This is a genomic window from Devosia faecipullorum (genome assembly GCF_015158295.1).
Classification (GTDB): Bacteria; Pseudomonadota; Alphaproteobacteria; order Rhizobiales; family Devosiaceae; genus Devosia; species Devosia faecipullorum.
On record NZ_JACDXV010000003.1, the window covers coordinates 32,945 to 58,208 of the forward strand.

The 25,264-nt window shown below is 62.0% G+C and carries 26 protein-coding genes, 1 tRNA gene and 2 pseudogenes; 11 read left to right on the forward strand and 18 right to left on the reverse strand.

The window, feature by feature from the left end; translation table 11 throughout:
• Positions 1-35: 35 nt before the first annotated feature.
• From H0482_RS09480 to H0482_RS09495, 4 genes are all read right to left on the reverse strand, one after another.
• Positions 36-692, reverse strand: coding sequence for a GNAT family N-acetyltransferase (locus H0482_RS09480; RefSeq protein WP_193729818.1), 657 nt, complete (start codon positions 690-692; stop codon positions 36-38).
• Positions 689-1,561, reverse strand: coding sequence for an SDR family oxidoreductase (locus tag H0482_RS09485; protein WP_193729819.1), 873 nt, complete (start codon positions 1,559-1,561; stop codon positions 689-691). Before H0482_RS09485 ends, H0482_RS09480 begins: the two co-directional genes overlap by 4 nt.
• On the reverse strand, positions 1,561-2,688 hold the full coding sequence (gene queG / locus H0482_RS09490; RefSeq protein WP_193729820.1) for a tRNA epoxyqueuosine(34) reductase QueG: 1,128 nt from the start codon (positions 2,686-2,688) through the stop codon (positions 1,561-1,563). Before queG ends, H0482_RS09485 begins: the two co-directional genes overlap by 1 nt.
• A gap of 114 nt (positions 2,689-2,802) precedes the next feature.
• A complete protein-coding gene (locus H0482_RS09495) occupies positions 2,803-3,483 on the reverse strand; it encodes a glutathione S-transferase family protein (protein ID WP_193729821.1) in 681 nt (226 codons plus the stop codon).
• 111 nt (positions 3,484-3,594) lie between these two features.
• On the opposite strand from H0482_RS09495, the gene H0482_RS09500 reads away from it, so the two are divergent.
• Positions 3,595-4,407 carry an undecaprenyl-diphosphate phosphatase gene (locus H0482_RS09500; protein ID WP_193729822.1) on the forward strand — a complete coding sequence of 271 codons (813 nt, stop codon included), beginning with the start codon at positions 3,595-3,597 and terminating at the stop codon, positions 4,405-4,407.
• A gap of 110 nt (positions 4,408-4,517) precedes the next feature.
• Here H0482_RS09500 and H0482_RS09505 read toward each other — a convergent pair whose 3' ends face one another.
• On the reverse strand, positions 4,518-5,150 hold the full coding sequence (locus H0482_RS09505; RefSeq protein WP_193729823.1) for a LolA family protein: 633 nt from the start codon (positions 5,148-5,150) through the stop codon (positions 4,518-4,520).
• A gap of 103 nt (positions 5,151-5,253) precedes the next feature.
• On the opposite strand from H0482_RS09505, the gene H0482_RS09510 reads away from it, so the two are divergent.
• Complete coding sequence (locus tag H0482_RS09510; protein WP_193729824.1) at positions 5,254-5,556, forward strand: hypothetical protein; 303 nt, start codon at positions 5,254-5,256, stop codon at positions 5,554-5,556.
• Between the two features lie 44 nt (positions 5,557-5,600).
• On the opposite strand, the gene H0482_RS09515 is transcribed toward H0482_RS09510, so the two are convergent.
• The 3 genes from H0482_RS09515 to H0482_RS16560 all read right to left on the reverse strand — a co-directional run bounded on the left by H0482_RS09515 (position 5,601) and on the right by H0482_RS16560 (position 10,175).
• The gene (locus H0482_RS09515) at positions 5,601-8,327 is read right to left on the reverse strand and encodes a DNA translocase FtsK (protein WP_230989569.1); all 2,727 of its coding nucleotides are present in this window, start codon (positions 8,325-8,327) and stop codon (positions 5,601-5,603) included.
• A gap of 137 nt (positions 8,328-8,464) precedes the next feature.
• Entirely contained in the window at positions 8,465-9,811 is a 1,347-nt protein-coding gene (locus H0482_RS09520; RefSeq protein WP_193729825.1) for an ammonium transporter, read from the reverse strand.
• Positions 9,812-9,836: 25 nt separating this feature from the next.
• The gene (locus H0482_RS16560) at positions 9,837-10,175 is read right to left on the reverse strand and encodes a P-II family nitrogen regulator (protein WP_193729826.1); all 339 of its coding nucleotides are present in this window, start codon (positions 10,173-10,175) and stop codon (positions 9,837-9,839) included.
• A 2-nt stretch (positions 10,176-10,177) separates the two neighbouring features.
• Here H0482_RS16560 and H0482_RS09530 point away from each other — a divergent pair, with 2 nt between their 5' ends.
• Both H0482_RS09530 and H0482_RS09535 read left to right on the forward strand, forming a co-directional pair.
• Positions 10,178-10,375: a hypothetical protein gene (locus tag H0482_RS09530; RefSeq protein WP_193729827.1), complete on the forward strand. Its 198-nt coding sequence runs from the start codon at positions 10,178-10,180 to the stop codon at positions 10,373-10,375.
• A gap of 80 nt (positions 10,376-10,455) precedes the next feature.
• Positions 10,456-11,676, forward strand: a complete 1,221-nt coding sequence (locus tag H0482_RS09535; protein WP_193729828.1) for an FAD-dependent monooxygenase — start codon at positions 10,456-10,458, stop codon at positions 11,674-11,676.
• On the opposite strand, the gene H0482_RS09540 is transcribed toward H0482_RS09535, so the two are convergent.
• From H0482_RS09540 to H0482_RS09550, 3 genes are read right to left on the reverse strand one after another with little or no spacing between them, the layout of a single operon-like run.
• Positions 11,673-11,906 carry a Trm112 family protein gene (locus H0482_RS09540; protein ID WP_193729829.1) on the reverse strand — a complete coding sequence of 78 codons (234 nt, stop codon included), beginning with the start codon at positions 11,904-11,906 and terminating at the stop codon, positions 11,673-11,675. The genes H0482_RS09535 and H0482_RS09540 overlap by 4 nt on opposite strands.
• Positions 11,906-12,565 carry an LON peptidase substrate-binding domain-containing protein gene (locus H0482_RS09545; protein ID WP_193729830.1) on the reverse strand — a complete coding sequence of 220 codons (660 nt, stop codon included), beginning with the start codon at positions 12,563-12,565 and terminating at the stop codon, positions 11,906-11,908. The genes H0482_RS09540 and H0482_RS09545 overlap by 1 nt, the downstream gene beginning before the upstream one ends.
• Before the next feature lie 16 nt (positions 12,566-12,581).
• The gene (locus H0482_RS09550; protein WP_193729831.1) at positions 12,582-13,523 is read right to left on the reverse strand and encodes a thioredoxin family protein; all 942 of its coding nucleotides are present in this window, start codon (positions 13,521-13,523) and stop codon (positions 12,582-12,584) included.
• A 194-nt stretch (positions 13,524-13,717) separates the two neighbouring features.
• Between H0482_RS09550 and H0482_RS09555 the strand changes: the two genes are divergently transcribed.
• From H0482_RS09555 to H0482_RS09570, 4 genes and pseudogenes are all read left to right on the forward strand, one after another.
• Positions 13,718-13,792, forward strand: a tRNA-Gly gene (locus H0482_RS09555).
• Positions 13,793-14,223: 431 nt separating this feature from the next.
• Positions 14,224-14,553, forward strand: a complete 330-nt coding sequence (locus H0482_RS09560; protein ID WP_193729832.1) for a DNA polymerase Y subunit UmuC family protein — start codon at positions 14,224-14,226, stop codon at positions 14,551-14,553.
• A 44-nt stretch (positions 14,554-14,597) separates the two neighbouring features.
• Positions 14,598-14,744, forward strand: a pseudogene (locus H0482_RS09565) (IS3 family transposase); the annotation flags it as partial.
• Between the two features lie 35 nt (positions 14,745-14,779).
• Positions 14,780-15,753: pseudogene (locus H0482_RS09570) on the forward strand (IS3 family transposase).
• A gap of 90 nt (positions 15,754-15,843) precedes the next feature.
• On the opposite strand, the gene H0482_RS09575 reads toward H0482_RS09570, so the two are convergent.
• The 7 genes from H0482_RS09575 to H0482_RS09600 form a co-directional block, all read right to left on the reverse strand.
• The gene (locus tag H0482_RS09575) at positions 15,844-16,590 is read right to left on the reverse strand and encodes an SDR family NAD(P)-dependent oxidoreductase (protein WP_193729833.1); all 747 of its coding nucleotides are present in this window, start codon (positions 16,588-16,590) and stop codon (positions 15,844-15,846) included.
• A 65-nt stretch (positions 16,591-16,655) separates the two neighbouring features.
• Complete coding sequence (locus H0482_RS09580; protein ID WP_193729834.1) at positions 16,656-17,708, reverse strand: Ldh family oxidoreductase; 1,053 nt, start codon at positions 17,706-17,708, stop codon at positions 16,656-16,658.
• On the reverse strand, positions 17,708-18,769 hold the full coding sequence (locus tag H0482_RS09585; protein ID WP_330998250.1) for an Ldh family oxidoreductase: 1,062 nt from the start codon (positions 18,767-18,769) through the stop codon (positions 17,708-17,710). Before H0482_RS09585 ends, H0482_RS09580 begins: the two co-directional genes overlap by 1 nt.
• 2 nt (positions 18,770-18,771) lie before the next feature.
• Positions 18,772-19,779, reverse strand: coding sequence for a dihydrodipicolinate synthase family protein (locus tag H0482_RS16565; protein ID WP_330998251.1), 1,008 nt, complete (start codon positions 19,777-19,779; stop codon positions 18,772-18,774).
• Positions 19,739-20,734, reverse strand: coding sequence for a GntR family transcriptional regulator (locus H0482_RS09590; protein ID WP_193729836.1), 996 nt, complete (start codon positions 20,732-20,734; stop codon positions 19,739-19,741). The genes H0482_RS16565 and H0482_RS09590 overlap by 41 nt, the downstream gene beginning before the upstream one ends.
• 29 nt (positions 20,735-20,763) lie before the next feature.
• Positions 20,764-21,957, reverse strand: coding sequence for a UxaA family hydrolase (locus H0482_RS09595; RefSeq protein ID WP_193729837.1), 1,194 nt, complete (start codon positions 21,955-21,957; stop codon positions 20,764-20,766).
• Between the two features lie 15 nt (positions 21,958-21,972).
• Positions 21,973-22,260 carry a UxaA family hydrolase gene (locus tag H0482_RS09600; protein WP_193729838.1) on the reverse strand — a complete coding sequence of 96 codons (288 nt, stop codon included), beginning with the start codon at positions 22,258-22,260 and terminating at the stop codon, positions 21,973-21,975.
• A 174-nt stretch (positions 22,261-22,434) separates the two neighbouring features.
• Between H0482_RS09600 and dctP the strand changes: the two genes are divergently transcribed.
• Genes dctP through H0482_RS09615 form a run of 3 tightly spaced genes read left to right on the forward strand, consistent with a single transcriptional unit; the run spans position 22,435 to position 25,250 of the window.
• Positions 22,435-23,430: a TRAP transporter substrate-binding protein DctP gene (gene dctP / locus H0482_RS09605; protein ID WP_193729839.1), complete on the forward strand. Its 996-nt coding sequence runs from the start codon at positions 22,435-22,437 to the stop codon at positions 23,428-23,430.
• An 11-nt stretch (positions 23,431-23,441) separates the two neighbouring features.
• The gene (locus H0482_RS09610; protein WP_193729840.1) at positions 23,442-23,909 is read left to right on the forward strand and encodes a TRAP transporter small permease; all 468 of its coding nucleotides are present in this window, start codon (positions 23,442-23,444) and stop codon (positions 23,907-23,909) included.
• 48 nt (positions 23,910-23,957) lie between these two features.
• Positions 23,958-25,250 carry a TRAP transporter large permease gene (locus tag H0482_RS09615; RefSeq protein WP_193729841.1) on the forward strand — a complete coding sequence of 431 codons (1,293 nt, stop codon included), beginning with the start codon at positions 23,958-23,960 and terminating at the stop codon, positions 25,248-25,250.
• Positions 25,251-25,264 lie beyond the last annotated feature (14 nt).

The window sequence follows — 25,264 nt, forward strand, 5'->3', positions numbered from 1 at the left end:
ACCAAAGACATGCCCGCCGACGCGCGAGACACCATTCAGGGCCGCGTGGTCATCAATTTTGTCTTCTGCCGGCCTTCGGCGTCGAAATTGTCCGGGGCCAGCCAGCGCTCATATTCGGCGCGCAGGGCGGGCCATTCGCCATCAATGATCGAGAGCCAGGCCGTATCGCGGCTTTCGCCCTTGGCAATCATGTCCTGCCGGAACACGCCTTCAAGGGTGAAGCCGAAGCGCAGGGCGGCGGCTTTGGAGGGCGCGTTGTGTGCGTTGCATTTCCATTCGAAGCGCCGATAGCCAAGATCGTCGAAGGCGTGGCGAGCGAACAGATAGAAGGCTTCGGTGGCCAGCCGCGAGCGCGCCATGGGCAGGCCCCAATGGACGCCGCCGATTTCGATGGAGCCGTGTTCGGGGCGGATGCGCATCCAGCCCTGTTGGCCCACGGCTTTGTTGCTGGCCTTGTCGATCACCGCCACATGGCGGTCGGGGCCGGCATTGGCCGCTGCGATCCGCTGCTCCATCGCCGCCACGCTTTCGGGGGCGTCGGAGAGCAGCCAGCGATAGCGCTCGGCCCCGCCGGGCAGGGTGGAAACGGCAAAAAGATCAGCCGCGTGGCGCATGTCGATCGGCTCCAGGCGCACATAGAGTCCATCGAGGATGATCGGTTGGGGCGCGGCTTTCGCTGGCTGGACGCTCATTTCTCGCTCTCCAGGATCTGCGCCAGCCCGGCGCGGTAATCGGGATATAAAAGCTCGATGCCCAGCGCCCGTTTGATGGCGCCATTGGAGACCCGCTTGTTGTCGCGGTAAAAGCTCTTCTGCATCGGGGTCATGGCCGTGGTCTCGAAGGGCAGGTCCGGCGGCACCTCCATGCCGATCAGGCCCGCCGCATGGGCGATGACGTCCTGGGGCGGCGCCGGCTCGTCATCGGCAAGATTGAAGGTGCCATCAAGCCGCTTTTCGGCCGCCAGCAGCGTGACGCGGGCAATATCATCGACATGGATGCGGTTGAACACCTGGCCGGGCTTGATGATCCGCCGCGCACTGCCCTCGCGCAATTTATCGAAGCTGGACCGGCCGGGCCCATAAATGCCCGCCAGTCGCAGGATCGCCAGCCTGACGCCGCGCCGGGCGGCATAATCGCGCCATTGCTGCTCGGCGATGACCCGATAGTCGGAGCGCATATTGCGCGGCACGAGGGGCGCGGATTCATCGATCCAGTCACCGCCGAAATCGCCATAGACTCCGACGGTGGAATAATAGCAGAGCCATTGCAGGTCGGGGGCGGCATCGAGGTCGGCGGCATGATGGCGCAGCACCGGATCGCCCTCGGCATCGGGCGCGGCCGAGAGGATGACGTGACTGGTTCCCGATTGCAGCGCCGGCCCGACCTCGGGGCCCGGCTGCGTGCCGTCGAAAACCAGCGCGCGATGATAACAATCCGTTAACGCATTGGCCTTGTCGCGGGTTCTCACCGTTCCCGATATGTCAGCGAATTGCCCGCTCTCGTGCATGATCCGGGCGGCGCGCTGCGAGGAAAAACCGAGACCGAAGAAAAATGCCTGCATCACACTGCGCCATCCCATTCCGCCCGGACGGTCTCGTCTTGTTCGAGCGCCAGGCGCGCCTGTCTTATCGTATCGGCCCGGTCCGGGTCGAGCCGCCGCAGCGCCCAGATCGCCGCGCCCCGCACCAGTGGCGAAGCATCGTCAAGCCGCTTCTCGACGGCGTCGATATAGGCGCAATTGTCCGAATTGCCGATGCAGATCAAGACATTGCGCAGGAAACGGGCATGGCCGATCCGCTTGACCGGCGATCCTGAAAACAGATCACGGAAGGCCGCATCGTCCAATCGCACCAGGTCCGCCAGGGATGGTCGCTCGAATTCGGGCCGGCTGCGCAGCCTCGCCTCCCGGCTCACCGAGGCGAATTTGTTCCAGGGACAGACGGCCAGGCAATCGTCACAGCCATAGACCCGATTGCCCATGGGGCGGCGGAACTCACGCGGAATTTGATCTTTATGTTCAACGGAATAATAGGCGAGGCATTTTCGGGCATCGAGCCGGAACGGGGCGGGAAAGGCATTGGTGGGGCAGATATCGAGGCAGCGGGTGCAGGAGCCGCAATTGTCCTTGCCCGGCGCATCGGGCGGCAGGTCCAGCGTGGTGAGAATGGCCCCCAGAAACAGCCAGGAGCCGAACTGGCGGCTGACCAATACCGAATGTTTGCCCTGCCAGCCCAGGCCCGCCGCCTCGGCCAGAGGCTTTTCCATCAGCGGCGCGGTATCGACGAAGACCTTGACCCCTGCCCCGCTCCGCCGCGCCAACAGGCCCGCCAATTCCTTGAGCCGGCCCTTGATGATGTCGTGATAATCGCGATTGCGGGCATAGGCGGAAATATTGCCGATATCACTCTCGGCCAGAAGCGTCATCGGATCGGCTTCGGGGCCATAATTGATCCCAAGCAGAATGACCGAGCGAGCCTCGTCCCAGAGCCGGCGCGGATCGCCGCGCCGCGCCTCGGTTTCCGCCATCCAGACCATATCGGCATGCCAGCCCGCGGCCAGCGCATGGGAGAGTTTTTCCGGCAGGTCGGGGCGGGAATCGGCGCGGGCAATGCCAAAGGCATCAAAACCCAAGGCCTCGGCGCGGGTCTTGAGTTCGGCAATGAGCTTTTCTGCGGCGTCTGTCGCCATGAACGAAATCCATCCGCGCTCGTCATTGCCCGGCGCGGCCGGGCAATCCATCTGCCTATCCTAGCATGGACCTGCCGGACAAGCCGGGCGGTGACGACACCCTGACACCGCGTGTCAGAAATCGAGATCGGCATAGCCCTTGGACGGCGGCATGGCGACGACGCGGTCGTTGAGCAGGGTGCGAAAGGCCGGGCGGGACTTGATGGCCGAATACCAGTCGCGCGTCTCCACCGGCACTTTCGACCAATCGATGTCGCCCATGTAGTCCAGCGTCGAAAAATGCGCGGCGAGGGCGAAGTCGGCAAGGCTGAGTTCGTCGCCGCCCAGCCAGTTGCGGCTGGCCAGCAGCCAGTTGAAATAGAGCAGGTGTTCGCCCAGATTGGCCTTGGCGGCGCGCAGCACCGACGGCTCGGGCGTGGCGCCGCGAATATCGCGCTTGGCGATCTTTTCCTCGACCAGATAGCGCGTCACTTCGTCATTGAGCTTGATCAATACCCATTCGACCAGACGCCACATTTCCGAGCGCGCCAGCGGATCGGCCGGAAACAACCCGCCCACCGCGTCGGGCGTATAAAAATCCTCCACCGCATGGATATTGGCCATGATGCCGATAATGGCGTCTTCGCTGTCGGTGAACAGAATGGGCAGGGTCGCGGCTGGATTGAGTTCGAGCAGGGCCTCCTCGCGCAGCCAGGGTTTGATCTCCTCCAGGTCCAGCGGCACGCCATATTCGGCGCACATCAGCCGGATGAGGCGCGAAGCGGGATCAAGAGGATGATGAACGAGGGTGGGCATGAACAAGCTCTGTTTGAGGAGAGGCCGGCCTTGCTCTCCCCGTCTTGGCGCTGTGGGCGAACACAGCTATGAGAATTGCAAACCGGCCTGTGAAACGAGTTAGGGGATCAGATGAACGCCGATCAAGGTCTTTTTGTGCCCCTGGTGCTGGGAATTGTCGAAGGGCTTACCGAATTCCTGCCGGTCAGTTCCACCGGCCATCTGCTTCTGGCCGGACACTTCTTCGGCTTGCGCCAGCCGGCGACCTTTATCGTGCTGATCCAGCTCGGGGCGATCCTGGCGGTGCTGACGATTTATTTCACCAGACTCGCCATCCTGATCCGCGATGCCTTTTCGGGGAAAGCCTATGCCTGGCATTTCGCTCTGGCGGTAATTCTGGCCAGCGTTCCGGGGGCTTTGGCCGGCGTGCTGTTCCGCGATTATATCCAGCAGGTGCTGTACGAAACCCCGCTGGTCATCTGCATATCGCTGCTGGTCGGCGGCGTCGTGCTGCTCGCGGTCGACCGCATGCCCAAGCGCGAAACCTATGACGACATCTATGATTTCCCCTGGCATCTGGCGCTGATCATCGGCCTCTTCCAGATGGTGGCGCTCATCCCGGGTGTGTCGCGCTCGGGCGCCACGGTGGTCGGGGCCATGCTGTTCGGGGCCACCAAGCGCTCGGCGGCCGAATTCACCTTCTTCATCGCCCTGCCGATCATGATCGGGGCCTTCGGCTATGATCTCTACAAAAGCCGCGAGCTGATCGACATGAGCCTGGGGCTCAATATCGCCATCGGCTTTGCCGCCTCCTTCGTGGTCGGGGCGCTGGTGGTCAAATATCTGCTCGATTTCGTCTCGCGCCACGGCTTCGCGCCCTTCGCCTGGTGGCGGATCGTGGTGGGCGGCGCGGGCCTGATCGCCATCCTCGGTTTCGGGCTTTAGATTTAGGCCTTTCCGAGCCTGCCAGCGTCACCATCCGGATCAGAGAGGCAATCTGGCCTCCAAATACAAAAAAGCCGCCCATCGGGCGGCTTCTTTTTGCGGGCTATCGCTCAGCCATTGGCCGGGTCGCGGCTCTTATAGGTCGAGGGAATGGAGAAGAAGGCGGGCGGAATCTGCACATCCTTTTGCACGTCGTAGAGCGAAAAGGTCAGCTCGGCACCCGAGGGTTCGACCAGCGTCCATTGCGCCAGATCCTTGGTGTCGATGTCAAAGATCAGCGACACCTGCACCGTGCCGGCGACGGTATTGTCGATGACCGTCACCGACAGATAGCCGTCCGACAAAGTCACATCGAGCACATTGGCATTGAGCAGGTCGATATTGCTTCCGAGGAATTGACGCAGCGGGATCGTGTCCTGCGGATAGGCGTAATAGGTTTCCTCGCGCCGGTCGAGCACGTAAAAGCCCCTGCCCTGCGAGACGATTTCCTCCCGGCTCGGCGGGGCATAGCGAAAAGTGACCTTGTCGGGGCGTTCGAGAAAGAAGGTGCCCTCGGTGCGTCCGCCATTGGTGTCGATCTGCAGGAAGCGCCCCACCATGGTGCGGATCGCCGAATTATGGGCATTGATCTCGGCAATGAGTTGCTGCTCTTCCGGGCTCAGCGCCCGATCCAGCGCCAGCGCCGGCAAGGCGGGAGCAAGAGCGGCGGCGAAACCAAGAATCAGGGCATGGCGTCGAATCATGGAATAACGTCCTCGCAAGGCATTGGTTCAGCGTAACCTAGGCAGCAATTACGGCAACAGGTGGAAAGTTCCCGTCCCCTTTGTCATCTGGAGATTTATCAGGATGAAATCAATCGCACCCGCACTGCTTCTCGCCGCTTTGGCCAGTGCCCCGGCGCTGGCGGCGCTGCCGCCCCATTATCAGCGGCAGGCCGAATTCGTGGCGGCCCTTGGCGCGGCGGTCGAGGTTTTGGGCATTTCCAGCCCCGTGGATTCCATCATCCTGAGCGAACCCGACAGGTTCGAGGTCAAGGCGGGCAATTGCACCCTTATCGTCACCATCGTCGATGCCGAGGACAAAGGCGCTGCGGGCATGGTCGGCCCGCGGCAATTCCGGGCCGAGGCGGGCGAAAAGCACTGCCAATAGCTTTCTGGCTCAGGCGCGAAGCCGGCGCCTGAGCCAGTCAAGGTTCAATAGCCATCGGCATTGTTGCCGACGAGGATTTCGCGCTTGCCCGCATGATTGGCGGCGCTGATCACCCCTTCGCGCTCCATGCGCTCGATCAGGGTCGCGGCCTTGTTATAGCCGACGCCGAGACGGCGCTGCACATAGGAGGTCGAGGCTTTCTTGTCGGTCAGAACGATATGGACGGCCTTGTCGTAAAGCTCGTCGCCCGAGCCGCCGCCGCTTTCACTCGTGGCGTCGCCGCCGAACTCGCCGCCTTCCTCATCTTCCTCGGTGATATTGTCGAGATAGTCGGGCGTGCCCTGGCTCTTGAGGTGAGTGACCACGGCCTCGACCTCGGCGTCGGAGACGAAGGCGCCGTGCAGGCGCTTGGTGCGGCCGCCCGAGGCCATGTAGAGCATGTCGCCATTGCCCAGCAGCTGTTCGGCCCCCTGCTCGCCCAGAATGGTGCGGCTGTCGATCTTGGAGGTCACCATGAAGGAGATGCGGGTGGGGAAATTGGCCTTGATCGTGCCGGTGATGACGTCCACGGACGGGCGCTGGGTGGCGGTGACGATATGGATGCCGGCGGCGCGGGCCATCTGGGCCAGGCGCTGGATGGCGCCTTCGATGTCCTTGCCCGCGACCATCATCAGGTCGGCCATTTCGTCGACGATGATGACGATATAGGGCAAGGGCTTGAGATCGAATTCCTCGCTCTCATAGATCGCCTCGCCGGTTTCGCGGTCGAAGCCGGTCTGCACGGTGCGGGTAATGGTGCGCCCTTCGCTGGCCGCCTCGGAGACGCGCTGGTTGAAGCCATCGATATTGCGCACACCGATCTTGCTCATCTTGCGATAGCGGTCTTCCATCTCGCGGACCGCCCATTTGAGCGCCACCACCGCCTTTTGCGGATCGGTGACCACCGGGGTCAGCAGATGGGGAATGCCGTCATAGATCGAGAGTTCGAGCATTTTCGGATCGATCATGATCATGCGGCACTGCTCGGGCGTCATCTGATAGAGCAGGGAGAGAATGAAGGTATTGATGCCCACCGACTTGCCCGAGCCGGTCGTGCCGGCGATCAGCAGATGCGGCATGCGGGCGAGGTCGGCGATCACCGGCTCGCCGCCAATGGTCTTGCCCAGGCAGATCGGCAGCTTGCCCTTCATCTTCTCGAAATCGGACGAGGCCAGCATTTCGCGGAAATAGACGGTCTCGCGGCTGTGATTGGGCAATTCGATGCCGATGGCATTGCGGCCCGGCACCACCGCGACGCGGGCGGAAATGGCGCTCATCGAGCGGGCAATGTCGTCGGCCAGCGAAATGACGCGCGATGACTTGATGCCCGGGGCCGGTTCGAGTTCGAACAGGGTGACGACCGGACCCGGCCGGACATTGATGATGTCGCCCTTGACCCCGAAATCCTGCAATACCGCTTCGAGCTGGCGCGCCATGTCCTCGAGCCGGGCCGGCGCATGCTCGGGCAAGGGACCAGCGCGCTTGGGCTCGGCCAGCAGGCTGAGCGCGGGCAGTTCGAACCCATGCGGCTCGTCCAGAAGCGAACCCTGGGCCTCGCGGAACACGCGTTGACCCTGCACCGGACGGGGCGCGGGCGCCGCCACCGGAACGCGCGGGGCCGCCGGATCGATGGGATGGAAGCGAGAATCGCCGCGCTGGGTGCGCGAGGGCACGGGCGCATCGGGCACGAAGGGCACGGCGTCGTCATCCGGCTCGTCGGGATAGTCGATGGCGGCATCATCGTAATCGGGCTGCGCCAGGATGCGGGCGCTCGGCTCGAAACTCGGCTCGACAATAGGTTCAAAGCTCGGCTCGACCGGTTGGCGCGGCGCATGGATATGGCGCTGCGGCGCGACGATGACCGGCTCGCGCTGCCCCATGTCCTCGGGAGCGCCATCCATGGCGGGCTCGGCGGCATGGGCGAAATCGTCCATGACTTCGGCGGCGCGGCGTTCTTCATGGGCGACGCGGGCGCGCCGGAAGGCGGTGCGCAGCGAATAGCCCATATGCACGATGGCGCCCATGGCCACTTCGACGACCGGATTGGGCTCGCGCTCGTCATCGGCCTCCGCCCTGCGGGCGGTGCCCGGCTTGGGCGCACGGGTCGGCACGGTCGCGCCCAGGCCCATGGCAATCCAGAACAGCGCCAGGGCCGGCGCGGACAGAATGATGGCAAAGAGCACGGAGGTGACCGGCTGCGGCTCGGACCCGGCAATCATGCCTGCGAGGAAGGTGAAGAGGCTCCCGGCCAGCCCGCCGAGCCCGGTGGGCAGGGGCCAGCTTTCGGGCATGGCGATGAAGGAGAAAACCCCCGAAAAGAGCAGGACCGCGCCCAGCCAGGCGGCAAGGCGCATGCCCATGCTTGTGACGGCATGGCGGCGCACCATGGCCCAGCCCCACAAGGCCAGCGGCACCACCATGACCAGACTGGCGAGCCCCAGAAACTGGAAGCAGAGATCGGCAATCACCGCGCCGGGAAAACCCAGCCAATTGGCGGCGACCTTATTGGTGGCCAGCGACAGCGAGGGATCGTCCACCGACCAGGAGGCCAGCGACACCAGGATCAGGGCGCACAAGGCCAGAACCAGCAGGCCCGCGAGGCGCAACGGAATATGAATGGCGATGGCCGGCGGCGGCTTCGGGGCGCTGGCGCTCCGGCCGGAAGAAGTTTTCCCGCGCCGCGTCGGGGCGGGACGGACATCGTCGATCATGGGAACGGGATGGCTGGGCATGGACACGCATTACTCTTTGCCGGCCCGCAAACCGAGGATGGGCCGATATGGCCTCATGCTAACCCTGTGTGGTTAATCGCATGCTAACCATCGAGAAAGGGCCCGGATGGCGGCGCCCCGCCACCCGGAAATTCGACTCAATTATAGGCGCGCTCGCCATGGGTGGAGAGATCGAGCCCGTCGCTTTCTCCGGTATCGGAGACGCGCAGGCCACCGAACAAAGCCTTGACCACCAGAAGGGCGACAAGGGTCACCAGCGCCGACCAGACAATAGCGACAATGACCGCCAGTATCTGAGTCACCAACTGCCCGCCCATGGCATAGCCGTCGCCGCCAAAGCCCCCCAGAATCGGATCGGCGACGATCGCCGTGCCGATGGCGCCGATAATGCCGCCAATGCCATGAATGCCGAAGACATCGAGCGAATCGTCATATTTGAGCCAGGGCTTGAGGCTGAGTACGGCCCAGAGACAGACAAGCCCGGCAAGAGCGCCCAGCCCGAAGGCGCCCAACGTACCGGCAAAGCCGGCGGCCGGGGTGATGGCGACGAGCCCGGCAACGGCGCCGGAAAAGGCCCCCAGCGCCGAGGCATGGCCGCGAGTGAGCTTTTCGGCCAGGGTCCAGGCGAGAGCGGCGGCGGCCGGCGCGGTGATCGTATTGAGAAAGGCCTGGGCGGCAATGCCATTGGCGGCAAGGGCCGAGCCGGCGTTGAAACCGAACCAGCCGACCCAGAGCAGGCTCGCCCCGATAAAGACGAAGACCAGGTTATGCGGCGGGATCGGCTCCTTCATGAAGCCGAGGCGCGGTCCCAGCACGATGGCGGCGACCAGAGCGGCAATTCCCGAATTGATATGCACCACGGTGCCGCCGGCGAAATCGAGCGCCCCCATCTGGAAGAACAATCCGGCCTCCGACCACACCATATGGGCAATGGGCAAATAGGAGAAGGTGAACCAGAGGGCGAGGAACGCCATGACCGCGCCGAATTTCATCCGCTCGGCAATACCGCCGACAATGAGGGTGGCGGTAATACAGGCGAACGTGAGTTGAAACACCACGAACACCAGTTCGGGAATGGTGCCGAACACCGCATCCGGGCCGGTCGCGCCGAGGAACAGATTGGAAAAATCGCCGATAAAGGCCGAAAATCCACCGGTTCCAGACCCGGCAAAGGCCAGCGAATAGCCATAGCTCACCCAGAGCAGGGCGATCAGCGCAAAGCCGGCAAAGACCTGGGTGAGGATGGAAAGAATGTTCTTGGACCGCACCAGCCCGCCATAAAACAGGGCGAGGCCGGGAATGGTCATGAGGATGACCAGCAGGGTCGAGACCAGCATCCAGGCGGTGTCGCCGGCGTCGATGGCAGCGACCGCCTCGAGGGCGGACGGCATTTCGGCGGCAATGTCCTGACCAAGCGCCGGCAGGGTCGACAACAGGGCGGCCAGGGCGGCGCTTCCCAGGATTTTGGACGTCTTTATTGACATGATGTGAGTTCCTCGTGGAAGCGGCCTAGAGCGCCGCGGCGCCGGTTTCGCCGGTACGGATGCGGGTGACGGCAACCAGGTCGAGTATGAAGATCTTGCCGTCGCCGATGCGGCCGGTCTGGGCCGCGTCGCGGATGGCGATACCCACCGCGTCCGCCAGTTCGTCATCGGTGGCGATCTCGATCTTGAGCTTGGGCAGGAAATGCACGGCATATTCGGTGCCGCGATAAATCTCCGAATGGCCCTTCTGGCGGCCATAGCCCTTCACCTCGGTCACGGTCATGCCGTGAATGTCGAGCACGTTCAGCGCCTGACGGACCTCTTCCAGCCGTGATGGTTTGATGATGGCGATGATCAGTTTCATGAATGCCCCTTTCTGCCTGCGCCAATGCGACAGGATCAGGGACTCAAGCGCCGTGCCAAAGCGCCGTGAAACGCATCAATCCTTTGAAATTAAAAGACTTAATCACCAATCAACGGCGACCCAAGGTTTCCAGCGGCATGGCTCCAGGCAAGAAACCGCCTAAAAATAGCGCAACAACATCAATGTTGCTTATTTTTTAGACGCCACATTGCTGCGGCAAGCCTGCACTTGCTTTCGGCTTGTCGGGGACAGAAAAGAAACCAAATGACGGAGCGTGAAAATGAGCCAGCCCCAGTCCCTTCGCTATGACGTCATCATCGTAGGCGGCGGCCCGGTCGGGCTGACCCTGGCTTTGGCGCTGGGGCGTTCGGCCCCGGGGATACGCCTGGCGCTGGTGGACCGGCGACCGCTCAGCGTGCCGCGCGACAATAGGGCTTCGGCCATTGCCGCCGGCATGCGCCATATATTCGAGGCGTTGGGCGTCTGGCCGGATATGGAGAAGCAGGCGCAACCCATTGCTGCCATGCGCATCACCGATTCGGGCCATGGCGATCTGGCGCGGCCGCTCTTTCTGCAATTTGACGGCGAAATCGCGCCGGGCGAGGCCTTTGCCCACATGGTGCCCAATCAGGCCAGCGCCGCGGCCCTGATCAAAGCCAGTACGGGCCTGTTCGATCTTGTGGCACCGGCGACGATCAGCAATTGGTCCGGCGCCGGCGCCTTGGCGCGGCTGGACCTTGAAGACGGACGGACGCTGACAGCGCCGCTCATCATTGCCGCCGATGGCGCTCAATCGGGCCTGCGCCAGCGCGCCGGCATTGCCACCTGGAGCCATGATTACCGGCAGACCGGCCTGGTGGCGACGATTGCGCACGAATTGCCTCATGAGGGCATTGCCTATGAGCATTTCCGCCCTTCCGGCCCCTTTGCCAGCCTGCCCCTGCCCGGCAATCGCTCCTCGCTGGTCTGGTCGGAAGCCAGCGACGCCGCTCCGCGCTTCCTCGCCATGGAGCCCGAGGCGCTGGCGCTCGAAATCGAAGCGGTGATGGGATCGAGCCTCGGGGCGGTCACGCTGGAAGATCAATTGGCCGGCTTTCCGCTGCGCCTGCAATTGGCGCGCGGCTTTATCGGTCCGCGCCTGGCGCTGGTGGGCGATGCCGCCCATGTGGTGCATCCCATTGCCGGTCAGGGCCTCAATCTGGGCCTCAAGGACGTGGCGGCGCTGGCCGAAGTGGTGGTGGACGCCATGCGGCTGGGGCTCGACCATGGCGAGGAAACGGTTCTGGAGCGCTACCAGGCCTGGCGGCGCCTCGACACCGCCTCCATGGCGGCGGTGACCGACGGCATGAACCGGCTGTTTTCCAATGACGCGGCCCCCTTGCGGGCACTGCGCGATTTCGGCCTGGGACTGGTGGATCGCGCCCTGCCGGTCAAGTCGGCCCTGATCCGGGCTGCGGCGGGCACGTCCGGCCCGCGCCTCTTGAGCGGGCTACCGATTTAGCGCAGGCCACGCGACAATCGCGCCAATTCCTCAGGATCGATTGAGCGCGCCTCATCGAGACTCAAGAGCGGCACGCCCCGCACGATGGGAAAGGCGAGGCGCGCGGCGACCGAAATCAATTCGCTGCGGTCTGCCGACAGGGTCAGCCGGGTCTTGGTCAGCGGACAGACCAGCATTTCGAGCATGCGCGGATCGAGCCGGAAGCGTTTTTCCTCGGCCGGGTCAGCCATCAATTGAGCGGCGCAGCGGAGCCGCGCGCCATTTCATATTCGGTGATGGCGATCAGCGTCTCGGCCCGCGCCTCCAGCGAGGGCGCTTCCAGCAGAGCCTGCTTTTCGGCAGCGCCATGCGGGGAGACCATGCAGCAGAAATTGACCAGATCCGCGGTGCCGGTACTCTCGATCTCTTCCCAATTGAGCTCGATATTGGCGAATTCGGCATAGTCGCGCATCATCTTGACGAAGCGGGCGCGATCCACCGCCTCCTCCCCGAAATCACGGGTGAAATCGGAGGCAAAGTCCGCGGCGCTGATTTCGGCCTGCCGGAACGGGCTACCCACCGCCAGTTCGCGCACTATTTTAAAGCGCGTCACCCCCTCAAGGATGATGAAATAGCGCCCGTCGCCGCTTTCCTCGAAATGGGTCAGCCGCCCCAGACAGCCGACATCCTCGAGCGGCGCCTGCCCCTTGGGGCTTTCTTCGCTGGTATCCTGGGGCTGGATCAGCCCGACCAGCCTCTCCCCGCCCAGCACCGCGTCGATCATCTCGATAAAGCGCGGCTCGAAAATATTGAGCGGACGATGGGCAAAGGGGAGCAGCAGCGCCCCGCTCAGGGGAAAGAGCGGCACCGAAACCGGCAGGTCGGAAGGCTGGGCGGGACGCCTGGGCATGAACGAAGTTCCCCGCTCAGGAAAACAGCGCGGTGGAGAGCAGTCGCCGGCCCTTGAGCGTGGCCGGGTCTTTCGGACCCCAGGCCTCGAACAGCTCCAGCAGCTTCTTGCGGGCGCCGTCCTCGTTCCAGGTCCGATCCTTCCTCAGGATCGTCACCAGCGCCTCGGCGGCCTCGATCTTCTTGCCCTCGGCATTGAGCACGATGGCCAGGTCGAACCGGGCCTGGTGATTGTCCGGATCGGCAGCAAGGGCCGTTTCCAGCGCCGATGCTTCGGAAAGACCCGAGGCTTCCTCCTTGAGGCGGATGGCATTGATCAGCGCCGCATAGGCGTCGCTGCCGCGCTTGTCCTCGGGCAACAGGTCAAGAACCGCCTGGGCCTGATCGGCCTCTCCGGCGCCCATATAGAGGCCGGCCAGCCCGATAATGGCTTCTTCATGGTCCGGCACGCGCTGCATGATCATGTCATAGATCTGCGCCGCCTGTCCCAATTCGCCCGCGTCGCGCGCCGCCTCGGCCATTTTGAGGGCCTCGGCGATCTGGCTTTCCAGCGAATCGGCTGGCGGCTGCGGCGCTCCGGCGGCAGCGATGACCTTTTCGGCGAAACGGCGCACCTCGCCCTCCGGCATGGCGCCCATGAAGCCATCGACCGGACGGCCGCCGGCAAAGGCGAAGACGGCGGGAATGGATTGCACGCCCAATTGTCCGGCAATCTGGGGATGCTCGTCGATATTGATCTTGACCAGCCGGATCTGACCGGCCTTTTCGGTCACCACCTTTTCGATGGCCGGACCGAGCTGGCGGCAGGGTCCGCACCAGGGAGCCCAGAAATCGACCAGCACCGGCACCTCGCGGGAGGCATCGATGACATCGGCCTTGAAGCCGGCATCGCTGCCATCGCGCACCAGATCCGCTGCATTGGGCGCTGCTGCGGGGACGCCATCGAGAGAAACAGTCATAGCAAACAGCTTTCAATCAGGTTCAGGGCTTGCAATACGGGCCTTTTTGCCCCCAGCGGCGGGCCGGTGGCAAGCCCTCTTTCCCACAGGCCGGCGAGAAGATGACGGTCACGCAAAAAACTGGGTTGCAATCGGTCCAGCGATTAGGCATATAGCGCCCGTCGCCGCCACTACAAGGGCCGGAGACATGGAGCGCGGGTGTAGCTCAGGGGTAGAGCATAACCTTGCCAAGGTTAGGGTCGTGGGTTCGAATCCCATCGCCCGCTCCAAAAACCCTCTTGTTAGATCAAGAGGTTACGATCAAAAGGCCGGGCCAAGCGCTCGGCCTTTCGTTTTTCTGGGCAGCACCGGGGCAACACTTGAGCGACACGCTGTCGTCGCCAAAATATGGCGGAAACCAAGCGTTTTCGACATACCGTCCGACGTGACCGAAGAACCTCGACTTATTGTTGGCGCTGGCGACCTGCGGTCGACGACGCCAACAATGACTGCATTCCCACGTGCGTCGGCATCGGCTCGACGAAGAGCCTGGCTCAGCTCGCCAACAAGGCAGCCAAAGAAGGTGTCGGCCGGCGTACTAGACCTCATAGACCCTGCTGATCCGGCTCGCGTTATGGCCGATTTCCCGGTGGGTGACCTCTGGGCGTTGGTCGCGCCAGCCATTTGAAGCCTGGCGCCTCGGCATACGGTTGGCAGTCAGTTGCTCTACATGGAGGCGAAACTGGCGCGTCAGATCATGACAATTGCCGGAGAGCGCATCATCCACGAACTCAATGGCCGCCCATGCATTGGTCTCGAAACGGTGGCCCCACGGCGTAAGGGATGCGCCGTCATTCGATCGCCCGGCCGGCGGTTGGAGGCGAAGGTCGAGATGGAGCAGGCAGTCGGCGGCTACGCCACCCGCTTGGGCGAGAAGATTCGGTGCCGTGGCTTGGCGACCGACTTCATACACACGTCCCAGTTCAACGACGACGACGGGCCCCAGCGCAACGTCTCCATGACCGTGGACATCCCGGAGGCCTCCAAATGACACCTTGACGCTGATCAAGGCCGCCAGGCGTGCCGTGGACGCGCTTACTGCACCACACCGACCAGGGTAGCCAACATACATCCGAGCAGTTCCAGCGGCTGATGGCTGACCATGGCATCACCTGCTCGATGAGCCGGTCTGGCAATGTCTGGGATAGCGCAGCGATGGAGAGTGGACTTGCTTCGGGAAAGTGGAGAATTCCCTATGAAGGATGAGGAACTCGACGATGGTACAGAGACGATTTACGACCGAGTTTGAAGCTGAGGCTGTTCGTCTGGTGCAGACGAGCGGGCGCACGCGGCGCGAGGTCGCGGCCGATTTGGGGATCGGGCTTTCGACGCTGGTGCGCTGGATCGGCCGCAGCCGGGACCGGTTGATCGATAAGCCGCCCAAGCCCGGTACGGAAGATGTGGCGGCCAAGTTGGAACGGCTGCGCCGGGAGAATGAAATTCTTCGGCAAGAGCGCGACATCCTCAAGAAGGCCACCGCTTTTTTCGCCAAGGAGGGAAGTCGATGAGGTTCATCTTCATCGATGCGAAGAAGGCAGAGTTCCCCATCAGCCGCATGTGCAAGCTGCTTGGCGTCAGCGCGAGCGGGTTCGACGCCTGGAAGGATCGCCCGGCCTGTCAGCGCCAAGGGCAGGATATGGTGCTGCTTGCCCATATTCGATCAGCATTCAAGCTCTCCAATGGCACTTGTGGCAGCCCACGCATGACGCGGAAGTTGCGGGATAATGGTCATCCTGTCGGTCGCCGGCGCACGGCCCGACTGATGCGTGAGAATGATCTCGTCGCCCGCCGCATTGTCGGCTGGGCCACCAGCGGCCGATTGCGTCGCGCTCTGCCTTTGTCGGCCCTCAAAAAGGCGCTGGTTATCCGCCAGCCAGAGGCCGGCCTGATCCATCACTCGGACCGCGGCAGCCAATATTGTGCTGTGGACTATCAAGGCGATCTGCGCCGACACGGCATCCGCATCTCAATGTCGGGAAAGAGAAATTGCTACGATAACGCCATGGTCGAGGCCTTCTTCAAAACCATCAAATCCGAGTTGGTCTGGCGCACACGCTTCCAGACAAGACAAGATGCCGAGCAGGCCATTGCTCGCTACATCGACGGCTTCTACAACCCTGTGAGGCGACACTCCGCCCTCGGCTATCAAAGCCCGGTACAGTTCGAGAACCGGACGCGACAAACGAGCTAATGCCTCTCCACTGAAGCGGGGAAAGTCCATTTGGCATATCAGCGGGGACAAAGTGAAAGCCCCCGCTCTGCATCGGTCGGGTGGAAGCCGTCAGTATGTTGTGCGTCCACCGGAGAGGTCGAACACCGACGCGGTGGTGAAGCTGTTGTCTTTGCTGACCAGCCAGGCCGCCATTGCTGCAGCTTCGTCGACTTCAAGGAACCGCCCGCGGGGAATGCGCACCAGCATGTAGTTGATGAATTCTTCTGTCAGCGTCTCAAGGATGCGTGTCTTGGCCGTGGCTGGGGTGATTGCATTGACCGCAATGTCGTATTTGGCCAGCTCCTTGCCCAGGGACTTGGTGAGCCCGATCACCCCGGCCTTGGCGGCGGAATAGGCAGACAGGTTGGGATTGCCCTCCTTGCCCGCGACTGAGGAGATGTTGACGATCCGGCCATAATTGGCTGCCTTCATCGACGGGATCACCACTTTATTGACGTAGAATGTGCCGTTCAAATTGATCTCGACAACCTTGCGCCATTCGTCCGGATCATAGTCTTCCAGCGACGCATTGTTGCCCGCAATACCCGCCGAATTGACCAGAATGGATACGCGCCCGACCTCAGTCTCGACTTCGGCATGCGCCTGGGTAAGCCCCGGGAGATCAGTAATATCCACGGTCTTGCTCGAGGCGCCCGCGCCGAGCGCCACCACGGCCTTGTCCAGCGCGACGGCATCCCGATCCCACAGGCTGACCTTGGCGCCGGACGCCAGAAACCGGTGTGCCATGGCAAAGCCCAGCCCCTGGGCGCCGCCGGTGATCACGGCCACCTGGCCGTTCAAGTCAATATTATTCATGGCTGTTCCAATGTGAAGAAATCATACAAACTGTGTTGGGAAGTAAAAAGAGAAAAATCGTCTTCTTACAGTGGGTTAGGTACTTTTAAGCTGAAGCGCTCGCCAACTTTCTCCAACTGTGCTGGAATCTCAGGGTGCAGGTTGACACCCAGGGATTGGGCCGCCCGCTTTCTGGCCAGACCTGCCTCCCCGGGAACGCGAACCGGTTTGGCCGGATCGGCCGGGGTCGACGCATGACAGGCGTCGACCATGTAGCCACTCTCTTCGGTGAAGGCGTCCAGTCCGCCAAAGGCGCTCGGATCGATAACCTGCACCATCACCGATGCCCCGATTTTGCCGGCGGCGGGCTGCGACCGACCATAGCCGGACAGCGCACTGGTCATCGCCTCGACCCAGAGGCCGAGCGCAAAGCCTTTGTGGCCGGCGTCCATGCCACCAAGCGCCTGTACCGAGCCGCCGCCGTCACCCAGCGGAATCGCGGCATCGTCGGTCGGCTTGCCGGTCTTGTCGAGCAACCACGCATGCGGCAGTTTCTGTCCGGCTCGCGCATGGCGCGCCACCACGCCGGCAGCGGTTACCGACATCGACACATCGAGCGCCACCAACCCGTCGCGCGTGGGCCAGCCGGCGGCGATGGGGTTGGGTGTCATGACCGAAGCCGAGCCGCCAAAGGGCGCGACAGAACGAGCATTGGGATCAGACGACATGATGATCGCCACCAGGCCCTGCTGAACCACCGGCTGGAGATAGGCAGCAAGGGCGGCGATATGGTGGCTCTTCTGGATGGTGACCGTGCACATGCCATATTGGCGGGCGCGTTCCGACGCGAGCACCAGCGCCTGGGTAACCAGCCAGGGCCCAGGCAGGCGCTTGCCGTTCCAGGCGATGGCGGCACCGCGATCAGACAGAGTATCCGGGTCCCCGGTCGCGGCCATTGCCCCGCTCGCCAGTTCATCGGCATACAGCTCCAGCAGCGCGAGACCGTGCGTGCTGTGCCCCAGCAAATCCCCTTCCACAAGCACCTGTGCCATGACCTTTGCACGGCCAGAGGCCAGGCCGGTCTTTTCGAAGACTTCAGCAGCAAAATCGGTGAGTGCGGCTACGGAATATCGGCTCATCATCCAACCTCGTGATGCGACGCGCCGGGTCGGTCAACGCCAAATTTCGTTAGCCATGGCTGCAGGGTGGCGAGCAGGCTCAGGGGTAGTTGCAGCCCGTCGGCATCAACCTGCCGTCGGCGCCCGAGCGCGCGTTCTCCGGGCATGCGCACTGAGGCGCCACCGGGCACGGGTTGGCTGGCGTGGCTGGCATCAACCAGACCTTGCATCTCATCGAGGAACATCTCCCGACCGGCAAAGTGGGCTGGATTGATCAACTGCACAAAGACACCTTCGCCGAACATTTGGTTCGCGGTGGTGCGGCCATAGCCGCTGAGGGCCAAGGCCAGTGCCTCCACCATGATGCCCAAGCCAAAGCCCTTATAGCCAAGATCGGTCCCGCCCAGCGGCAACAGCGTTCCCTTTGGCGTGGCCGACAGCACCGCCGGGTTATCGCTGGCTTGCCCCTGATTATCCAGCAGCCACGGCCCCGGCAATCTATGGCCTTGAGCGGCATAGCCCATCGCTCCAGCATTGCTGATGGTCGAGGTGCAGAGATCAATCAGGATGGGGTCGCCTCGCGTGGGAATACCGCAGGCCATGGGGTTGGAGGTCAGCACAGGCTCAATGCCGCCAAACGGCGCGACCGAGCGGACAGAGGGATCAGTAGTGGCCATGAGGCAGATGAGATCGTGCCGTGTAGCCGCCTCCAGATAGACCTGCAGCGCGCCGATATGGAAGCACTCGGCAATACTTGAGGTCACCACAGGATGGTGCTGCGCCCGGCGCGCCAGCTCGTCGATTGCCGCAGTCAGCACATAGGCTCCTGGGAGGCGATTGGCCTTCCAGTGAAATGTCGTCGCTGAATCGGACAGCACCTCTGGCGCGCCGCTCAACGCCATGCTGCCGGTTTCAATTTGTGTCAGATAGGGCGCCAGCAGCGCCAGGCCATGGGTGCGATGCCCCAGCCGGTCGGCGGCAACCAGCACATTTGCCACCGATGCCGCCAGTTGCTGTTCAAGACCTGCTGCCTCGAGCAACGTAGCAGCAAACGCCTCGGCGTCGCCAACCGAAATGAGCACGCTCAACGGATCAATCCAGGATCGAGGTCAGGAAAGAGTGCGCTCACCGACTGGCGGAGCGAAGCGAGGCCAAATTCGGTCGGCAGGATGCCCGGCGCACGAATGGTGGTATCGGTGATGCCGAAACGTGCCGCAGCGAGCGCTTTGCCGTAGCATAGAAAGTTTTCCAGCGACTGGATCACGAAGACCACCATCGGCAGCAACTGGCGATAAAGCGCCTCGGCCTCGGCTTGCCGGGCCGGATCAGCCGATGTGGCGTGATCAAAAATGCGCTTCTGGATATCGGCGCTTTCGCTGCCCGGTATCATGCCTGCGCATCCGGCACGGATGTTGTCGGTCAACTCCAGACCCGCCCGGCCATTGAACACGGCCAGTTTTCCCTCGGTTTCCTCAATGGCGCGCCGGATGAGCAGCGCCGGACCTTCGCCTTTCAATACGCGGAAATTGGCGTGACGCCGCGCCAATTCGACAATGGCAGCGTTGCTGACGCCGATGCCGGTGTATTCGGGAGCATTTTGGATGCCGAACGGCACGCTGACGGCGTCGGCAACGCCGCTGAAAAAGCGGATATATTCCGCCTCGCCGACGCCCCGCACCTGAGGCGGTTGCAGCACAATCCAGGCGGCCCCAGCATCCTGCGCATAGCGCGCAAAGTCTCGCTGCCCGTGAATGCTGTTTTCCGCGATGGTGACACAGAGCGGCACGCGCCCGGCCACATCCTCCGCAACCCAATCGACAACTTTACGGCGCTCGTCGGTGCTGAGCTTGTTGACCTCGGTGCCCAATCCAAGCAGCGCGATGCCGTCAACGCCAAAGCCGATGCAGCCTTCTACCTGCTTGCGCATGGCTGCGCGATCAAGCGCGCCATCGGGGCCGAAAAAGGCGAACTGCATCGGGTACACACCGGAAAATACTGGCCCGGTGGATTGGGGCGAACTGGCCATGAAGAACTCGTGTTCGGAAGAAAGATTAGGAGGTGGGCGTGAGATAGGGCGGGTACCGGTCGGCATCGAGCGGCGGTAGTTTCTCGAGACGTGGAATATTGACCTTCGACGCCTGCTCAAGGTGATAGCGCAGCGCTTCGCCCGCTCGGTCAAAATTGCCTTCAAGCAAGCTGTTCATGACATTGAGATGCTGCGGCAGCGTGCCGTGGGTCACTTCGATGTCGTGATAGCGCTCGATGGTGTAGCTGGTCGAAATCAGCGGGCGTTGGCTCTCATTGATGATCTTGACCAACTGAGCATTGGGGCAACGGTGCACGATATCGAAATGCAGGTCGCGTTCAATCTGGTCAATGAGCGCGAGATCGGCGTGTATTCCCCGCTGCATCGCTGTCACAAGGCGCTCCCAGCATTGGCGCAGAAAGCCCTGATCAATCGTCGGTGCCGCCAGTCGCAGCGCCTCGGGCTCCAGCAATTGGCGGATGCTGTAATGCTCGGCGGCCCGCTGTGCCGTCAGCCGCTCGACATACCAGCGCGCATGGCGGTCTTGCCTCACCAGGCCAACATGTTCCAGTTGGTTGAGCACCACGCTGGCGACGGTTCTGCTGGTCCCGTAAAAACTGGCCATCGCGGTCTGATTGACATGAAAGCGGCCAAACGCTGCGCAGGAGGACAGGACTTTTTCGACGTCGGGATAGATTCGCTCGGCGCCACCGGAAAAACCGAAATCATCGGTTTCCGGCACTTGGAGACCAGCATCGACCAGGTCAAGTCGCAGTGGCTCTGGCGCCTTATTGCCATAGCTGACCAGCATGCCTCTGCCCGCGTGGGTAACGACGCGCTGCTGCGCCAGCAATTGCTCGAGGGCAGAGCGAACCGGTGTGCGGCTGACCGAGAGCGCACGCGAAATTGCCGCTTCCCCCAACACCAGCCCTTCGGGAAGGGCACGAGCATCCAGATGCGTGCGCAGCAAGTCGTAAACGACCTGTGTCAGCTGCTGGGGCTCTTCGCGTTCCTCGTCCATGCTGGCGCCTTTCTCTACTCGACCAGCGCTCAGGCGACATTAGGCAGACAGGACGGACCCAGCGCTTCAAAGTGCTTATAGGTCAGATGAAATTCCTGATGCCCCAAATCCTCCGAGCGCGTCGGGATCCCTGATGCCGTCTGCTCGATCACCGCAACAATTTCGCGAGCGATATCGTCAAGATCGGCCTCGCCACGTAGCACCTTGCCGGCATTGACATCCATGTCATCACTCAGGCGATCATAGGTTTCGGGATTGGCGCATATTTTTACCACAGGAGCGATGGCCGAGCCGGTCACCGAACCACGGCCGGTGGTGAACAGGATGATGTGGCACCCGCAGGCCACCAATTCCACGATGCTGGCCGTGTCATTGATATTGGGCATGCCATATTTAACCGTGCCGTCGCTGACCATATCCATCAGATAAAGACCACGGCCTGTGGGGACCACGCCCGGCGTGACCAGCCCGCTGATCGGGCGGTTGCCGGACTTGGCATAGGCGCCGACCGATTTTTCTTCAATCGTCGATAATCCACCCGTGACGTTGCCACCGCCAAAGCTCGAATGGCCCATTTGGTCATAATAGCTGAGTGCCTTGGTCATGACGCGTGTGATTTCGGAGCCCAGTTCCGGGGTGACCGCGCGTGCAGCCATATGATCTTCACAACCGAACAGCTCACCCAATTCTTCGAACAGCACGGTTCCGCCGGCATCGACCAGAAGGTCGGAGGCGCGACCCACAGCCGGATTGGCAGTGAGAATGCTGGTGCCGTCTGAGCCGCCGCACTCGGTGCCGATGACCAGATCGCTAAGATAGACCGGTACGCGCGGCGTCTGCTGCATTTCGTTCAGCGCGCCGCGCACCCATTCGCGCCCAAGCTCGACCGTCGCGCGGGTGCCCCCGACGCGCTGAATGACCAAGCGCTTCACTGGCCGACCACTATTGTGGATGATTTCCTGCAGCTCGGCGCCACGGAACATTTCGCAGCCCAGCGACGCCAGTAGCACGCCGCCCACATTGGGATGGGTACATAGGGCTGCCAGCATGTCCTGCGCATATTCATTGTCGAAGCAGCCGGGGAAGCCAATGACCTGAACCCCATCTTCGACGAAGGGGGCGGCAATCACCTTGGCAACGTGATGTGCGCATTCCACGAGATAAACGACGAGGAGATGGTTGCGGATGCCTTTGCGGCCGTCCTGCCTCAGATAACCCTGCATTGTGATCGCCGCTCCTTAGTGGTCGGTAATGTACCGACTGGCAACATTATGGATGTGGACGTGTTCGCCAGGCGTGATCGCGTGCCGCGCTACCCCGACTGGCACGCCGCATTTGACTATGCTCTCGCCCGCAGCAATCGGGGCCAACGCGATTTTGTGGCCTGACGGCACCGACTGGGCGCAGGTCATTTGCCGACCTCCGACCAGCACGGCCTCGCCAATCATGAAATCACGCAACACCACCGCGACGTTGTCTTCGGGGGCAATGAGAATAGCTACTGGGGCATTCGAAAACTGGCTCATAAACGCATCTTGTATGCAAAGTGCATTAATGAGTCAATGTTGATTTCGACTGCAGGTGGAGTTGCGTTGATTAAATTGCATTTGGCAATCTAAAATCGTTGACACAAAAATGTCGGCGTGCAGGATGCGGCTTGGAGTCGGCGTTCGACCGCTGGCCGCAATGGGAGGAAATAGATGTTCGCATTTCGTGCACTGGCCGCGACAGGCATTGCGTTGGCAGGGCTATCACTCGGGGCCGCAACGCCGTCCCTTGCGCAGCAGAATTTACGCATTTCGCTGCAATATCCGGGCAACGATATGATGGTTCCCCATATCCGTAATTTCGCTGAGAAGGTGGCCGAACGAACCGACGGCCAGATCACGTCGGAAATATTCACCGATTTCACACTGTTCAAGCAGGGGCAGGAGCTGCCGGCGATCCAGCGCGGCAATCTGGACATCGCGGTGCTCAATACCGGAGACATCGAACAACAGATCGCCGAATACACGATCTTCAGCTCGGGCTTCCTGTTCCGCGACCACGCCCATTTTCGCGCCGTGTTCGACGGCGAAATCGGTCAGGAATTCAACGAACGCCTTCTCAATGATTTGGGCATCAAAGTGCTCGGCGTGCTCTATGGCGGCACTCGCCACATGCTGCTGCGTGATGATCGGGAGGTGACCGGCCCCGCCGATCTCGCCGGCGTCAAGCTGCGCATGCCTGGTGCCCCCGCCTGGCAGACCTTAGGGAAGGGCCTGGGTGTTACCCCCACCCCGATGGCTCTGGGCGAAGTCTATCTCGGGCTGCGTACCGGTGCAATTGATGGCCAGGAAAACCCACTCGGCATCATTCGCGCCTTCAAGATGGAAGAAGTCACCAAGCAGCTCATTCTCACCGGCCACATGATCCAGCCGGTGGTGTTCGTGCTGTCGGCCGACACCTGGAACAAGCTCACCCCGGAACAGCAGGACGTCGTCACCCAGGCCGCCAACGAGACGCTCGTTGAGCAAGACGAAGCGCGCCTTGCCCAGGAGCTGGACGATCTGGACTATCTGCGGGCCTATGGCCTCAAGGTTGCTGAGCCTGACCGCGAACCGTTCCGCGCCGCCGTTAATGCCAGCTTCGTTGAATCGGGTCTCGCCACGAGCTGGCCGGCGGGTCTGCTCAATCGCATCGCCGCAGTGCAGTAATCGAGGGCATCATGAACAAGTCGCTTACGAAAGGCGCTGAACTCATCGCCTCTGTCCTGCTCGCGGTGGTCTTCGTCATTTTCGTGGCGGCTGTCTTCATGCGCTACGTCCTGCATATGCCTCTGCCATGGGCGGACGAATTGTCGGTGATCCTGTTTTCGATCCTGATTTTCTTTGCGTCCGCCCTAGCGGTAAAGCCGTCAGAACAAATCCGCTTCGAAGTCGTTTACGAACTGCTGCCGCCGCCCGTTGCCCGCTTCGTCAGTATTGTGGCTAGTCTGGTTTTTGGCGGCATCTTCCTCGTCGCAGTCTGGCCCTGCCTAGACTACACGATTTTTATGCTCCGGCAGCGTACGCCAGCGCTGAACATTCCTTACTTTTATGTCTTCGTTACCTTCCCGTTCTTCCTATTGGTCGTCGGCGTGAAGATGGTGTTGAGCGGCCTAAGGATCGCCCTCGGCCACGAGCAACCCGAATAAGCACGAGATCCACGGCGCCGCCTTCGGATAGATACCGGGAGAATTCAATTGAGTCTTTCATTCATCGCCCTGCTTGCGGTCATTGCCGTGGGCATGACCTTCCGCGTACCGATTGCCTTTGCTCTGCTTGCTGGCGGGATCGTCTATCTGCTGGTGAGTGGGCAAGATGTTGGCCTGGTCGCCGAACAGGTCATGACTTCGACCTATGGCAATTACGTCATGCTGGCTGTCCCCCTCTTTATTCTAACTGCCAACCTGATGAATGCCGCTAGCATTACCGATAGACTCTGGAACGCCATGAGCGCCATGGTCGGCCGCTTCCGGGGCGGCGACGCTCATGTGACGGTCATGGTCAACGCGGCAATGTCGTCGATGAGCGGCAGTGCCCTGGCCGACGCTGCTGGCCCCGGCCTTTTGGCGGTGCGTCAGCAGATTGCCCGCGGCTACCCGCCTGGGTTTGCCGTGGCAGTATCGGCCGCAGCGGCAACGCTGGGCCCGATCATCCCACCTTCGATCGCCATGGTGCTTTACTGCGTCATTGCCAACACCTCTATCTCAACGATGTTCCTCGGCGGCATCGTTCCAGGGCTGTTCATCTCGCTAACGTTGATGACCACCATTGCCATCGTGGCTCGCTGGCGCGGTTTGCCGGACGGCGTCAAAATGTCGGGCAGCCAGACCGTATGGGCCTTGCTGAATGGCATCCTGCCATTGACCGTTCCGGTGGTGATGCTGGGCGGCATCTGGGGTGGTGCCTTCACCCCAACGGAAGCTGCGGCCATCGGAGGGGCCTACGCTTTGCTGTTGGGATTTCTGTTGTTTCGCACGCTCAAATTCAGCATGTTGCTGGCCATCTTCACAGAATCCATGCGTGCTTGCGTCACCGTGATGCTGATGATCGCAGGCGCCTTCATCGTCAACTACGCGGTGGCTGCCGAGCATCTGGGTGACCTGCTGGCCATGTCGATCATCGACATGGACCTCAATTCCATCCAGTTCCTGCTCATCATCAACGTCATCTTTCTGCTGGCCGGCTGCTTCCTGGATACGACGGTGTTGTTGCTGGTCGTCGTTCCACTATTGCTGCCAACGGTGACCGCGCTCGGCATCGACCCGGTGCATTTCGGTGTCGTTATTATCGTCAATATCGTGATCGGACTGGTGACGCCGCCCTACGGCATGTTGCTCTTCGTGCTCGGATCGCTGACCAAAACGCCCGTCATCCTGATCTTCAAGGAAATCTGGGTGTTCATTATCCCCCTCTTCCTCGCACTGCTCACGCTCGTATTGGTGCCTGACATCGTGCTGTGGTTTCCCAATTTGGTGGAAGGCCCCCGCTAACCGCCCCCAATTCA